This is a genomic window from Chryseobacterium capnotolerans, from assembly GCF_021278965.1.
GTDB classification, from domain to species: Bacteria; Bacteroidota; Bacteroidia; order Flavobacteriales; family Weeksellaceae; genus Chryseobacterium; species Chryseobacterium capnotolerans.
On the sequence record NZ_CP065589.1, the window covers coordinates 381395 to 396631 of the forward strand.

The 15237-nt window shown below is 36.3% G+C and carries 7 protein-coding genes and 2 pseudogenes; 4 read left to right on the top strand and 5 right to left on the bottom strand.

What is annotated here, in order from left to right:
• Positions 1–98: 98 nt before the first annotated feature.
• The 3 genes from H5J24_RS01775 (at position 99) to argS (ending at position 2862) form a co-directional block, all read left to right on the top strand.
• A complete protein-coding gene (locus tag H5J24_RS01775; protein WP_232815995.1) occupies positions 99–284 on the top strand; it encodes a bacteriocin-like protein in 186 nt (61 codons plus the stop codon).
• Between the two features lie 488 nt (positions 285–772).
• On the top strand, positions 773–922 hold the full coding sequence (locus H5J24_RS01780) for a hypothetical protein (RefSeq protein ID WP_167387034.1): 150 nt from the start codon (positions 773–775) through the stop codon (positions 920–922).
• Positions 923–1101: 179 nt separating this feature from the next.
• Positions 1102–2862, top strand: a complete 1761-nt coding sequence (gene argS, locus H5J24_RS01785; RefSeq protein WP_068944663.1) for an arginine--tRNA ligase — start codon at positions 1102–1104, stop codon at positions 2860–2862.
• Between the two features lie 62 nt (positions 2863–2924).
• On the opposite strand, the gene H5J24_RS01790 is transcribed toward argS, so the two are convergent.
• From H5J24_RS01790 to ccoN, 5 genes and pseudogenes are all read right to left on the bottom strand, one after another.
• Positions 2925–3860 carry a YihY/virulence factor BrkB family protein gene (locus tag H5J24_RS01790; RefSeq protein WP_068944662.1) on the bottom strand — a complete coding sequence of 312 codons (936 nt, stop codon included), beginning with the start codon at positions 3858–3860 and terminating at the stop codon, positions 2925–2927.
• Position 3861: 1 nt separating this feature from the next.
• Positions 3862–6188: pseudogene (gene tamL / locus H5J24_RS01795) on the bottom strand (translocation and assembly module lipoprotein TamL).
• Positions 6188–11215: a translocation/assembly module TamB domain-containing protein gene (locus H5J24_RS01800; RefSeq protein WP_082811283.1), complete on the bottom strand. Its 5028-nt coding sequence runs from the start codon at positions 11213–11215 to the stop codon at positions 6188–6190. Before H5J24_RS01800 ends, tamL begins: the two are co-directional and overlap by 1 nt.
• 298 nt (positions 11216–11513) lie before the next feature.
• Positions 11514–12400: pseudogene (locus tag H5J24_RS01805) on the bottom strand (cbb3-type cytochrome c oxidase N-terminal domain-containing protein).
• Between the two features lie 18 nt (positions 12401–12418).
• Entirely contained in the window at positions 12419–14698 is a 2280-nt protein-coding gene (ccoN, locus tag H5J24_RS01810) for a cytochrome-c oxidase, cbb3-type subunit I (protein ID WP_068945202.1), read from the bottom strand.
• A gap of 181 nt (positions 14699–14879) precedes the next feature.
• On the opposite strand from ccoN, the gene H5J24_RS01815 reads away from it, so the two are divergent.
• Positions 14880–15191: a helix-turn-helix domain-containing protein gene (locus H5J24_RS01815; protein ID WP_228407674.1), complete on the top strand. Its 312-nt coding sequence runs from the start codon at positions 14880–14882 to the stop codon at positions 15189–15191.
• Positions 15192–15237: the final 46 nt, after the last annotated feature.

Consider the following 15237-nt stretch of genomic DNA (forward strand, 5'->3'; position numbering starts at 1 on the left):
TTTATATGGATTTATATTCAAGAATGTTAAAAGATAGATTAGTTAATTAATGGATCAAAAATATTATTATATTTAAATTCACAAATAAAATAAATGATATGAAAAATTTGAAAAAAATTTCAAAGCAAGAATTGAAGAATATTCAAGGTGGTTCTGCACCAGAATGGTGTGTAGGTCCAGGAGGATGTTGGGATCCTATTAAAAAAGATGTTATCCAGCGGGAGAATGCCCTTAACACAATTTTAAAAAAAATCTTATTCTTGCATTGCACTCAGAATACTTGAGCAATAAAAAAGTACCTGGGAATGGTGAGTTTTTTAGAAAAGAATAGAAGATTTATTAAAACTGCCTTCTGGCGGTTTTTGTTTTTACCTATGACAATGTTTAGACTTTATTATTATGGTAAGAATGTTTTTTTGCAAGATGAATTTTTTTGATTTTCAGAATAAATATTTAAAAACCTGTCAATTGAATATATATGATTGATCTTTTTTATTTCACTAAAGTACATACTTTAAATTTTGAGATAAATTATAAAGATATTCTAGTGTAGAAGCCTTCGTCTATTATTTTAAATATGTATTGGTAAAGCCATCAAGCTGGAAGTTCAGGAAAATAAACGGAATTCAAGGATGACTTTACTATTGTTATTTCTCTGGTGCTAAATTGTTAAAGAATTGATTTAAATATTATTTCCACAAAATTAAGTTTGCTATTTAGGGTTTATTTGATATATTAGTTGTGAATTTAACATCAATTAAAAATGTCAATTATGAAAAAATTAAGAAAGTTATTAAAATCTGATTTAAAAATTATTTCTGGAGGCTGGGTTCCGCCGCCAGGTGGGAGATGCCCTGAAGGGACATGTCAATACAGAGAGAATGGTCCATGTAGAGATTATAATCCAGATAAGTGCTATTAGATAAATTCATCTAATTGAAGGAGGATATTTAAAGATAAAGAATAAATACATCCATAAATTTTAAAAAGAGTTCGGTAACTGTTACCGAACTCTTTCCGTATATTTGTACCTCAAAATAGTTGAGGTAAAACGTTTGTTAAAATTTTTATTTCAAGCGATTAAGAAAAGAACTTAGAAACATGAATATTAAAGATATTATAGAACAAAAACTTTCAGAGGTCATTTTAAATGTATTTCAGTTAAAAGACATTAAGCTGGAAGTTCAGGAAAATAAAACGGAATTTGAAGGTGACTTTACCATTGTTACTTTCCCATTGGTAAAACAATTGAAGAAAAATCCTGAGAGTATTGGAGTAGAATTGGGTGAAGCTTTAACAGAGCAGACAGATATTTTTGAAAGCTTTAATGTGGTTAAGGGATTCCTTAATGTTAAAGTAAAAAATCAGCTGTTTGTAGATAATTTCAGATCTGTACACACTGGTTTTTCAACAATAGAGAAGAAAAATGCTACCGTAATGGTGGAATATTCTTCACCAAACACCAACAAGCCTTTGCACTTGGGGCATATCAGAAACAACCTGTTAGGTTTTTCTGTGGCTCAGATTTTAAAAGAGGCTGGCTATGATGTGATCAAAACCCAGATCATCAATGACAGAGGGATTCATATCTGTAAATCGATGTTGGCTTGGGAGAAATTCGGAAATGGTGAGACTCCTGAAACAACTAATACAAAAGGAGATAAATTTGTTGGAAACTACTATGTAGAATTTGACAAAAATTATAAAAAAGAAATTGCTGAACTTGTCGCTCAGGGAGCAACAGAAGAGCAGGCTAAAAAAGATGCTCCGGTAATGAAGGAAGCTCAGAAGATGCTTCTGGATTGGGAAAATGGAGATGAAACGGTAAGAAATCTTTGGGCAGAAATGAATTCCTGGGTATACAAAGGATTCAACGAGACGTATAAAAGATTAGGCGTTGATTTTGACCAGGTTCAGTATGAAAGCAATACGTATATTTTAGGAAAGGATCTTATCCAGGCAGGTTTGGATAAAGGAGTATTGTATCAAAAAGAAGATGGTTCTGTGTGGTGTGATCTTACAGATGAAGGACTTGATCAAAAACTATTATTACGTTCTGATGGTACTTCTGTGTATATGACTCAGGATCTGGGAACAGCAGTAGAGCGTTTTAAGCAAAACAATATTCAAAAGCTTATCTATACGGTAGGAAATGAACAAGATTATCACTTCCAGGTTTTATTCAAAATCCTTAAAAAATTAGGATATGAATGGGCCGATCAGTTATTCCATCTTTCTTACGGGATGGTTGAATTACCAGAAGGAAAAATGAAATCTCGTGAAGGAACTGTAGTAGATGCGGATGATCTAATGCAGGAAATGTATGAAACTGCAAAGTCTAAAGCTCAGGAACTAGGAAAGCTTGAAAGCCTTTCTGAAGAAGATAAAGAAGTCTCTTATGAAACCGTAGGATTAGGAGCATTAAAATACTTCATGCTGAAAGTAGATCCTAAGAAAAAAATGCTTTTCAACCCTGCTGAAAGTATTGACTTTAATGGAAATACGGGGCCTTTCATTCAATATACATATGCTCGTATTCAGTCATTGTTGGCAAAAGCAGCGTTTGCATATGCTGAAACTGCTGATGTAACTTTGAATCAGTTTGAAAAAGAATTGATTATGCAATTGGCTAACTTTAAAACAGTAGTGGCTAAGTCTGCAGAAACATTGAGCCCTGCATTAGTGGCTAACTATGTGTATGACCTTGTGAAATCGTATAACTCATTCTATCAGAATAATCCTATTTTGAATCAGGATGATGAAAATATGAAACAATTCCGTCTGAATTTATCAGACCTTACAGCAAAGACGATCAAAAAATCGTTAGAATTACTGGGAATTGGAACAGTAAACAGAATGTAAAAAAGCCTCCTGATTTCAGGAGGCTTTTTTGTATTTATATGCTAATGATAGCTGCGTAATAATCATTCACTTTTCTCACCATGCATCTGCTTCAAACTATCTGCATAGAGTTTTGCAGGAGTCCATCTTGCATGCTTAGAGAGAATGACTTTGTAACCTTTTTTATAGGTGTATACTTTAGTGAACTTGGCACCAAAAAATATGAGCATACAAGAATAGTTGATCCACATCATAATTAAAATTACTGTTCCGGCAGCTCCAAATGCTGAAGTAGGCTTAACCTGATTGAAATAAAGACTCAATAAAAATTTCCCCAGCGTAAATAAGGTTGTTGTTAAAAAAGCACCTCGCCAAACAGATTTCCAGGTAATTTGTACATCCGGAAGCACTTTAAACATGAGAGCAAATAAGAGCATAACAAGCCCAAATCCGATGGAAAAATTGACGACCTCAACAAGCAGGTAAGTTTCAAATCCAAAATATTGGGTGATGATTGTATTAAAAAGACTGATCAAAGAAGATAAAATCATGGTAATCATGAGAAGGAATCCAAGGATCAGGATCATTCCTAAGGAGTTGGCTCTATCCAGCAAAAATTTAAGCAGCGCTTTCTTCGGTGCAGATTCCACATCCCAAAGGGAATTCAATGTATGCTGAAGTTGGAAAAATAGAGTAGTAGAACCAAAAACCAAAGCTCCTACTCCTACAGCCTTCATAAAAATATTCTTTTTGTCAATTAAGGCACCTGCAAGCATTCCTTCTATGCTTTTCGCGACATCAGGCCCCATAATTCCACTGATTTGAGTGCTGATCTGTCCACGGATAGCCTCTTCACCAAAGAAATTCCCTAACACCCAGATAATAATAATTAATAATCCAGGGATAGAAAAGATGGCATAATAAGCCAGGCTCGCTGAATCTTTGGATGCAGAAGAGCTGTTCCATTCAGTAAAGGTTTCTTTTAAAACTTCCCAGAAAAATTTAGCATGATTAATCATATTAAAAAGGATATCCGATGGCAATATTTAATACAAGGTTGTCTTTCCTCCAGCTTGGATCTCCGAAATTGATTTTGTCGAAGGCCCATCTGTTCCCCTTTTCATAGTAAGGTACTCTCAATGGCATAGCAAGATCTAATCTTAAGATCAGAATAGAGAAATCAAGTCTTAGACCAACACCGGCTCCTACAGCAACTTCATCCAGAAAATCTTTGGAAAACTTAGCTCCCGGCCTGTCTGGATCAGTATTTAGCAACCAGATATTTCCGGCATCTACAAAGACTGCTGCATTTAAAAACTTATATAGATTAGCTCGGTATTCTGCATTTAATTCCAGTTTAATATCCCCGGACTGGTCAAAATAAGCTCCCTCTGGGATTGTCCTTGGATCAAAACTTCCCGGACCTAATGTTCTCGCACGGAAAGCCCTGATGCTGTTACTTCCTCCCGAGAAAAACTGCTTGGAAAAAGGAACAAATTCTGAATTTCCATATGGATAAGCAATTCCTGCAATAAGCCTTGTAGCCAGTGATGATTTTTCGGTTAGTTTATGATAAAACCTGAAATCATTTTCAATTTTGGCGTATTGACTGAAAGGAATACCAAAAATCTTTTTTGCTTATCTTCTTTTACATTAGCCCCTGTCACTAAGCCAGTGATATTTCCTGCCAGATCAAGAGTTCCTTTATAATAAAAGGTATTCTTCTTCGGAAGCATACTGTTGGTATAGGTATATGAATAGGTAGGGCCGAAAATAAGCTGTTTTTCAACAATTCGCTTCATTGCTGGATTATTGGCGGAGTTCGCTTCATATTCAGCCGTAACTTTTTGTGGAGAAACAAGGGTGATATCAATTACTTTCAGGTCATGTTCCTTTCTGGCATTTTCCTTCCACACATATCCAAATGAACCGGTGAAATTGTTAAGGGTATAATATTGGGTTCTGTTCTGGAATTCATATCCTAATGTAATATTTGTTCTCGGAACAAATTCACTGGAAGAATGAAAACGGAACGGTGCCACAATTCTTGGTATAGAAAGTTGAACATTTGCCCCGGCACGGAAAATATTATTTGCATTCTGAGAGCCACCCATCTGGAAATCAAAAGCTCCAAAAATGGCCGCTTTAAATTGTTCTGCCCCTCTGAAGAAATTTCTATGCGTCCAGTTCAGGTTAAGCTCGCTACCTGCATAGTTGGCAGAGTTGGTTCTTCCTAATGCTTCAAGTCTTAATGACTGAATTTGTCTTGGAGTTAATAAATAATAGGTGTCAAATTTATGATTCAAAGAATCCGAAGTCACAAATTCATTTTTCACAAACTTGAATACTCCTAAACTGATTAATCGGTTTAGGGTAAGATTGTGGTTAGAACGGTTGTATAGGTCTCCTTTTTTAAAGTATAAGGCTCTGTCGAAGATTTTCGGTTTGAATTTATGCTGCGGATCAATGACGTAAATATCATCAAATGCATATTTGCTCAGAGAATCACTGTTCATCGGAACACTGTATTTTCCTGCTTTTACATCCTGAATATTGTAATTCGGGAATACAATAACTTTATCAATGCTGAACTGTTGAGTTGACAGGTCAGGAGTGTTATCTTTAAGCTTTACATTCAGCTCAACTTTATGGTTTTTGTGAACTGTACTGTCTGCCTGTACAATAATATTATCCGGATGAAAATAATAAAATCCTCTTTCTTTTAGCCTGTTATCAATTCTTTCTCTTTCTGCTTTGATGACATCCAGATCAAAGGGTCTTCCGTTTTTAAGAAGTGTCCTTGCAGCTGTATTCTGAATTTCCTGATTAATGAGAGTTGAGTCTTTTTGAAATTTCACTCCATCAATCAAATACCTCGCTCCAGGCTTTAAAGTATAAATTACCTTTGCCTTTTTATTTTTTGAAACAGTGTCATACGTAGCTCTGGCATTGAAGTATCCTTTATTTTCAGAATAATTCTCAATGATATCTTTGTTAAACTCACGGTCTACATCTCCTAATAATACAGGTTTTTCCCCCATTTTATATTTAAGCCAGTAATTGAAGCCTTTATCTTTTTTAGGCTCCTTTGCGATATTGTAGAAATAAAGCTTAGGTCTCATTCCTAAAAATGTAGAATTGGGCTTAGGGGTAAGGTTCGCTTCCAGAGCAGCCTGAAGATCCTTTTTATCTTTTTTAGAAATAGTGTCACTCTCAATTTTTACTTCAGCACCGGTATACAGCATCTGGCCTTCTTTCAAAAACCTGGTATTGCTGCAGGAAACTACTGCCGAAGCTAATCCGGAAATCAACAGATATTTACAGTATGTTGGAAATGTATTACTCATTATTTAAATTCTACCACTTGATTGTTTTGATTCTTTTTAGGCTTTTTCTCTTTGGATTTCTGGAAAATCTCACGGAATTTGTCGTAATCTAACGTGATGATAAATCCAACTCCTGTTTCTATAATCTGCCCCTGAAGAGCTACCTGATATTCATCTTTACGATAAGCTCGCAGCATATATCTTCCATCTTTGGAAAGACTGTAATCCACAGAAACATTTCCTGCAATATTGGTCATGTTTTCATTCTGACGAGCTTGTCCTTCTAACCCAAAATTACTTCCTACCGTTACTTTCAGCCTGTCATTCAATAATTTTTTACTGATGTCTACATTCAGATCGGTTCTGGTATTTTTTTGTCCTGTGGAATAATCTTCTGAAGAATCAAGACCGAAATTAAGATCTACCCCCTTGATCAGTCCGGAAGCCAGGTTATTTAACTGTTGAGAAAGAATTTTACTCACACTTTGTCTTGCCATCGTTTCCGCAGACATTCCGGCACCGCTTTCAAAAGGGTTTTCTCCAATGAAACGATTCAGAAGAAGCAGTGCAAATACCTGCTTATTCAATTCAGACTCTTGAGTTCTAAGCTGAGCCAGTTTCTGATCAATGACATCTTTAACATTGGAGGATACCGCATTGTTTTTCTCTTCTGTAGTAATATCGAAAGTCAGTTGTGGCTTTAGTAATTCACCTTTCATTTTTAACAGCGTATTGAAAGGGATTCTTTGTTTATACTGATTCATAGTAGATGCAGTTTCATTACTAATCTGCTGTTCTACAAGATCAATTGGAGCCGCTTCAGTTTTATATACTGCCGTAATATCCATTATAGCTGTAGTTGGTTCTCCGGTCCAGGTAATGGTACTTCCTTTCTGGATATCAAACTTACGCTTCAGGAAACTTACGGAAAGATCATAGCTTCCTTTATTCACTTCATACACTCCAACCAATGTGGTTTTTCCTGAAGGATCTATTCCTCCCGTTAATTCTGCTTCTCCCTGTAACTGCACGAAATCTCCGTTTGCTTTATCAATAACGATAGATAATTTCGCCTCTTTACTTACTTCAATATTGACGCTTACGTCCATTCCTTTGATACGGCTCTGGGCGTTAAGAGAGTCTGTCTTGATGGTTTTGTTTAAAACCACCTGATCCTGATCGACAAATTCTACAATTCCGTCTCTTTCCTGTAAAGAAGGATTAGATTGAGGAAGAACAAAAGTGAAATCGGTATTGTCTGCAACACTTAATCTCCCGTCTACTTTTGGAAGATCCAGATTGCCGCGGATATGAAGACCGGCATCAATAGCCAGAACTCCATACATCATTGCATCATTTGATTTTTGTGAGTTGACTACCTTGAAATCTTTGGCATTTACGTTCAGATTGAAGGCGAAATCTCTATAGGTTTGGGTAAGAACCTGTCCGTCCACAACCAGAGCATTTCCATCTTTATCTTTGATTTTAAATTTATCGAATTCAATACCACGGCTGGTAAAATTAATCTCATCATTCAGTTTTCTGAAATCACTTCCTGTTTTTGCAATTTCTAATCCAGCATCATTGAATTTAACTTTTCCAATAATATTAGGCTGACTTGTGGTTCCAGTGATTTTCAAATTTCCTGAAAGATATCCTTCTGTATTGGTAATTGCATTCATAGAGAATCCTTGAATACTCTTCATCTGAAGCTGATTGATCGCCATATTCAGATCAAATGAACTGGAAGCCGTATTATAATCTCCCAGAATTTTTACATCATTATTGTTACCTGAAAGGGCAATGTCAGCATTTAAAATTTTCGGTGAAGAATTATTTACTTTTACGGCAAGATTTCCTACAGGATTTCCATAGACAATAAGATTAGAAACATTTAAATCAGAGGTGAAAGTCATATCTTTCATCACATCCCGAAGCTGGGCTGTTCCGTTGATGGTTCCTCTGGCCAGAACTGTATCTTTTTTGATGAGTTCCGTAATGGTTTCAATTTTAAAATCTTTCAGAACGATGTTCAAAGGGCTACTTGGGATTTCGTTTTCCGATTGAAGGGAAATTTCGCTTCCGCCATTACTTAATCTGAAATTATCTGCTAAAATTCCTTTTTTACTGATCTGAATTTTATTGTTTTCAGCCACATTCCAATCCGCATAATTTAGTTTTAAACCATTTGGATTCAGGGAAACTTCTGTAATGTCATTCAATGATTTTGCATTTCCGGCAATCAGGAATTGGGTAACATCTTTATCATCTTTGGTGGTAATATTGTAGTTGATTGTATTATCAGCAACATCACCATCGATATTGATTTTTTTCAATGAAAAGCTTGAACTTTTTAAAGCCGCAACATTCAGATTGTATTGTAGCGCCTGATTTTCATTGGTCACTTTTAAAGTCCCTTTTTCAATCGTATTTTCACCATACAGCAATTGAGGAATCTGGCCGTCAATTTCTATTTTTTGAGAATCGGCATCATAGTTTCCTGCCAGATTAATGGTTTCGAAACTTTTCAGATCCGGAACAAATTTTCTGATCAGATCATCATTTTTAATCTTAGCATTAAAGGCAAAATGCTGCCCCGGATCAATTTTTTGCGTTTTATCCGGTTTCTGGAACTGATAATACTGATTGATAGTTTGTGTTAAAGCACCAAAAATCTGCGTCAGTTTATATTTTCCTTTCAGTTCAGCATCAGCAATTTGAGAATTGAAAATAATTTGTGTAGAATCTGTTGTGGAAGATGCTTTCAGGTTGACTTCCTGTACCGGATACACTTCTTTGGTATCTGAAAAAGCAAAGTCTTTAAGGTTTAAATATCCGTTCAGGTTATTCGGATCGAGGCTGGTAAAATCGCCATCTATCTTTCCGGCCAGAATCATCGGTTTTTCATAGAAACCAAGCTTGTTGACAGCCAGTTTGATCACTTCACCATTGACTTTCACCGTTGGATTTTTTTCATCATACATCCCTGAAGCGGTTAACAGTAAACTGGCGTTCGGATCTTTTGAATTTAAAATAACATCATAAGCTCCTTTGTTGATCTTACCGGTTAAGTCCATATTCTGATATCGATAGCCTTTATACACGGCAGATGCAATATGTCCTTTTAAGTTGGCCTTGGCATTTTTGAAATCAAAACTTTCTCCTTTTGCAGAAATCTGTGTGGTGATAGGACCTATATCTTTATTTTGGATGATTTTTCCAACCTGTATTCCCTGAAGGTTGGCTTTTACATCATAGAGTTCGTGGTTTTTTCTACGCATATCCACATTGGCAACAATGGCAGCATTTCCAAGGGTAGAGTAGAGGTTAAGGTCTGTGTCGACCATTTTTGTAGTTCCTTTTGCATTTCCTTTAATACTGAAGTTAGAAGGAAGGGAGATATTTGAAGGAATGGTATTCTTTGGAACTAAATTGAAAATTGTTTTAGCGTTGGAAGAAAATTCTCCAACCCTTAGATCGTAATACAACTGATCGGGATTCATTGCATTTTTAACTCTTCCGGATGCATTCACTCTCAATTGATCCAGCCCTGTAACTTTTAGATCTTGGATTAAAAGATCATTTACACTTCCTTTTACATTGGCATTAACATTCAGGATGGCGTTTGGATATTTATTGAATGGGACAGTATTTTTTAAAGTAGGGACAAGATTTAAAATATCCGCAAATCCGATTTTTGAATCTTTGATATTGGCAGAAATTTTTACTGCTCCTAAATTTGAAGTCAGCTGATCGATGGAATTATAATTTAAAATAACCTCATCACGTAATAATGTCTTTGGCGTTTGCAGGTACAGATCTTTCAGGTATGCTTCTTTTTCTGCGTACACAAAATCCGTATTGAATTTTTGAATATCCAGCCCTCTTGCTTCTTGAATTTCCGCAGCGTTCACTGTTCCTGCGAAAGTATTGTTCTCCATTTTAAAACTTCTCACCTCAACATTCATTTTAGAGAAATTCAGGTGATTAAAGTCTATTCCTTGCTTCGTAGGGGCAATTGCTGTATTATTATAGGCTACTTTTACATCATTTAAAACCAGCTTTCCTAACAAAAGATTCATCGCTTTATCCTGTTCGGAAACTTTTGAAACTTCTGGTTCTTTTTTATTTTTTGGATTGGCATTTTGAGCTGGAAGGTAGAGGTTGGCATTGATGTCAGCTCCGGAAAGGAATACATTGGAAACATTAAAGGCATTCTTTTCAAGATCCAATTTATTGACCTTTGTACTTAATTCTTTAAATAAAACTTTAGCATAGGTCCTGGTGTTTTCGTCACCATAGTCAATGTTAAAGTTGGTAAGTTTGATGCCTCTTAAGCCAATATTCATCGGCTTTTTATCATTGAGTGAATCTACTTTTTTTTCAACCTTCTTGGTAACTTCTTCTACAATGCCTTGTTTCAGTTTTAATTTTAATCCATCAAGATTAATATCATTAACCGCGTAAGTATTTTTACTAAGATCGAATTTTTTTACCCTGGTGTCAAAAGATTTAAAATAAAGATTAATGTCATTTTTTGACTGTTGATCATTAAAGGTAACACCGATATCTTTTAAATTAATTTTATCAAGAGAAATAATGAAGGGTTTGGAAGGACTTTCTTCCTTGTCAGTGGTTGCAAAAGCGTCAATAATATAATCAAAATTGAATTTACCATCAGGCTTTCTTACCACATTGGCTCGGGCACCTTCCATATCTACAGAGGTGATGTCAGCTGTAGAGTTGATAAGTTTTAGCATGTGTAAGCCAACATCCAGTTTTTTTACAGCTAAAAGGGTGTCTACATCCTGTCCTTTGAGGTAGAGGTTTTCCATCACAAGGCTGTTGGGGAAACCGATATAGACTCTTTCCAGGCTTACTTTGGTGTTGATTTTTTTCTCCAGGTAAACAATCAATCTGTCTTTGATGAAGTTTTGAACGGCTGGAAGTCTTAAGCTTAAGATCAGCAGGGTAAGCAAAACCAATATTGAAATAAAGATTATTGCAATACGCCTTAAGAGTTTGGTAATGTTGATTTTCAGTTTCAAAAGTGAGAAGGTTTCTAACAAAGATAATAATACTATTTTATTCGGTCTTTGTTGTGGTATCCCTTATCAATGCAAAAATCCTGCCTTGGCTGCCTTATTATGGAATTTTTAGTTGTGTAGTTGTCAAGTGAATAGTTGAGTAAGACGAGCCAAGGTGCGGATTTTGTTTTTTAAAAAGCCCCCTTTAAATCATTTTTTGAAATGTTGAAAAGGTTAGTTAGCAAAAATGAAAATTCAAATGTTAGTGTAGTTGCAAAGGGGGCTTGGCATGGTTTGTATTAATCAGATAATAAATCTTCTAGTTATTTCCGTTTTCCCATTTCACTTCCTCTCCCTGTGGAGCGGCACCACCTTGAGCTTGTGTAATAGGAGCAGTTTCCTGGTTAATGTGATAGATATAGGCTGCAATTTTTTCTGCGTCTCTTCCGGTAATGGTTCCTTCTTTAATGAAAGGTCTCATGGTAGGATTATTTGGAGAACCGTTTTCAAGCATCCAGAAAACATTTTTAAATAAACTTTTTTCTTTAATGTTGATCCAGTGTGTATCAGTAAGATTAGGACCAATACCGCCTTTTCCTCCGTCTCCGTGGCAGGTTACACAGTTGGTTTTAAATAATTCCTGACCTTCTGCAATATTATCTGCACTGTATTTTGCGGATTCCAGATTAATCTGTGGAGCACTTTTTTCATACTCTTCAATAGATGCCAGCATTAGTTTAGATTCTTTTGTGTATTCTGCTTCCGGGTGGGCATAATCTGTGAAAGAGAAGGCTACCAGATAAACAGCGCAGAAAATACATCCGAACCAAAACAAGCCTATCCACCATTTGGGAAGAGAATTGTCAAGTTCTGTAATTCCATCGAAACCGTGGTCAATCAGGATATCTTTTTCTTCAGTAGCAGACTGCTTCTTGAAGGCAGAGTTCCAAAGTTTCTGATAATAAGGAACATTTTTTTCTTCCAGATACTGCTTTTTTCTTCCTCAGAAAGTCTGCTGAAACTTTCGTTTTCAATCATGTCTCCAATGGAGTTCATAATCATAAGAAGAATAATCGCAATCAATATCAATGCCCAGAAAAATGGAGAAGAAAAATATCCTGAATCACTGGCGAACATTTCAAAGGCCATGATCGTTAAGCCTATCGTTGTTGCGATATATATTGAAATTGGGGTTCTCGTTTTCATTACATCAATTTTTAATGATTACTCTACACTTGCGGTTTGGATCTGTGTGGTCTTAATGTCGGTTCCTAATCTTTGCAGATAGGCGATCATTGCTACGATTTCTCTTTGTTCAAGCGGTATATAAGAAGCTCCTTTTGCTGTTTTTTCTTTTACCATCTGATCTTTTACGTCAGTAGCTTCAGAGTAAATTCTCTGTACAATAGCCTTTGATTGGTTGTCTGCCCATTGGTTGGCAGAATCGATCTGAGCTTTTGTATAAGGAACATCGAATGAATTTTTCATTAACCTCATTTTATCCACCATTTGAGTACGGTCCAGTTTATTGGTAATTAACCAAGGGAAACGTGGCATGATAGAACCGGCAGAGGTAATTCTTGGGTTATACATGTGCTTGAAGTGCCATGAATCAGGGTTTCTGCCTCCTTCTCTGTGAAGATCCGGTCCTGTTCTCTTAGAGCCCCAAAGAAAGGGTCTGTCATAAATGAATTCCCCAGCTTTTGAGTACTGGCCGTTCTTTCCTTCAAATCTTACTACTTCATCACGGAAAGGACGGATCATCTGAGAGTGGCAGGAGTTACATCCTTCACGGATATACAAATCTCTTCCTTCCAGCTCCAACGGGGTGTAAGGTTTCACTGCGGTGATCGTAGGAACACTTTGCTTCAGTGATAGCGTCGGAACAATTTCTACAAGTCCACCTATCGCGATGGTAATGAAAGCCAGGATAGAAAGCAGGGTAGGTGTTCTTTCTAACCAAAGGTGTACGCCTTCACCCTCTTTTCTTGTTCCTCCGATATTGGCTAATGCAGGGGCTTCCGCAGGAACATTTTTCTGGAATGAACCGGCTTTGATGGTTTTGATCACATTCACTACCATTAAAATCGCTCCTGATAGATATAAGATACCTCCTAAGAATCTCATTTTAAAGTAAGGAATGATCGCAGTAACTGTATCTAACCAGTTTTTCCACAATAAAGTTCCGTCCGGGTTGAACTGCTTCCACATTAATCCCTGTGTGAACCCTGAAATATACATGGGTACTGCATAGAAAATGATTCCTAATGTTCCTAACCAGAAATGCCAGTTAGCTAATTTTACAGACCAAAGTTTAGTTCTCCACATGATTGGAATCAGGTAATATACCACACCGAATGCCATAAAACCATTCCATCCAAGAGCTCCCAGGTGTACGTGACCGATAACCCAGTCAGTATAGTGTCCAATTTTATTTAAAGATTTGGTTGCCAATAAAGGTCCTTCGAAAGTGGCCATCCCATAACAGGTAACTGCTACCACGAAGAATTTAAGGATTGGGTTTTCTCTTACTTTATCCCAGGCTCCTCTTAAGGTAAGAAGACCATTCAGCATTCCTCCCCAAGATGGTGCAATAAGCATGATAGAGAAACCGGTTCCTACAGCCTGTGCCCATGCTGGTAATGCTGTATACTGAAGGTGGTGAGGCCCAGCCCAAAGGTATACAAAGATCAGCGACCAGAAGTGAATAATGGATAATTTGTATGAGAATACCGGTCGCTGAGCTGCTTTTGGCATAAAATAATACATAAGACCTAGTACAGGGGTCGTTAATACGAATGCTACCGCATTGTGACCGTACCACCATTGTACTAATGCATCTTTTACACCTGCATATACTGAATAAGATTTCCAGCTTGTGAAAGATAACGGAACTTCAAGGTTATTGAAGATGTGAAGCATTGCTACGGCAATCCATGTGGCCAGATAGAACCAGATGGCTACATACAAATGTCTCACTCTTCTTTTTGCGATCGTTCCGAACATATTGATACCGAATACGATCCATGAGAAGGCAATTAATATATCAATAGGCCATTCATGTTCAGCATATTCTTTAGAAGTGTTGATTCCCATTAAGAAGGTAATCACTACGGTAACAATCATAAACTGCCATGACCAGAAGTGAATCCATGAAAGGGTATCACTATACATTCTTGTTTTCAGCAATCGCTGCATACTATAGTAAGCACCACAGAAGAAGGAATTACAAACGAAAGCAAAAATAACGGCACTCGTGTGAAGCATTCTGATTCTTCCGAAGCCCATGGCTCCCTGAGTATTAATTAATCCCTGAATATTGCCCGAAGCTAAACTTTTAATCGTTGTATCATCCGTACCGAATAAAAATTCAGGTAACTCAGGATAAAAAAGCATCAATGCGGCAGTAAGCCCAAGCAGAAATCCGACGAGTCCAAATGCAACTGTTGCATAGAGGAATGCCCTGACAATATTATTGTCATAATTAAATTTTTGCGTCTCCATAAATTCCAATAGTGTTTACCGAAGTGATATTTACTCTGAAAAAGGTGTTATTTTTTTCCGTTTTCTATGTTAAAAGTAAATATCATGTAACGTGTATAATGTTTTGCCAAAGGTATTTATTAACTTTGTTGGAGGCTAATAGTTAAACTTCTAAAATATACCGAAAACTACTAAAACAGAAATGATGAAAATATGTGGACAAAATATCAGGAAAATCCGTAGGAGTAAAGATCTTACACAGGAATATATGGCTTTCGAAATGGGGATTTCCCAAAAAGCATATTCAGATATTGAAAATTCTAAAGTGAAGATCAACCTGGAAATCCTGACTAAAATCTCAGATATTTTAGAAATCAAGCCTTCTGATATTTGCAGTATTTCTCATAAATGCGGAACTGACGATGGGTATGAAGATAAATACGAGAGTCTTCTGGAGTATATGAAAAAGAATAATATTCCGATTCCTGATGAATATCTCGATAATAGAAAATAATTAAAATATCCTGACAATAGGATTTTAAATAATTACCAATTAATCA

Coding starts and splice junctions, on each gene's coding strand:
- H5J24_RS01780 (WP_167387034.1), top strand. CDS start 773: ATGAAAAAATTAAGAAAGTTATTAAAATCTGATTTAAAAATTATTTCT.
- argS (WP_068944663.1), top strand. CDS start 1,102: ATGAATATTAAAGATATTATAGAACAAAAACTTTCAGAGGTCATTTTA.
- H5J24_RS01790 (WP_068944662.1), bottom strand. CDS start 3,860: ATGATTAATCATGCTAAATTTTTCTGGGAAGTTTTAAAAGAAACCTTT.
- ccoN (WP_068945202.1), bottom strand. CDS start 14,698: ATGGAGACGCAAAAATTTAATTATGACAATAATATTGTCAGGGCATTC.
- H5J24_RS01775 (WP_232815995.1), top strand. CDS start 99: ATGAAAAATTTGAAAAAAATTTCAAAGCAAGAATTGAAGAATATTCAA.
- H5J24_RS01815 (WP_228407674.1), top strand. CDS start 14,880: ATGATGAAAATATGTGGACAAAATATCAGGAAAATCCGTAGGAGTAAA.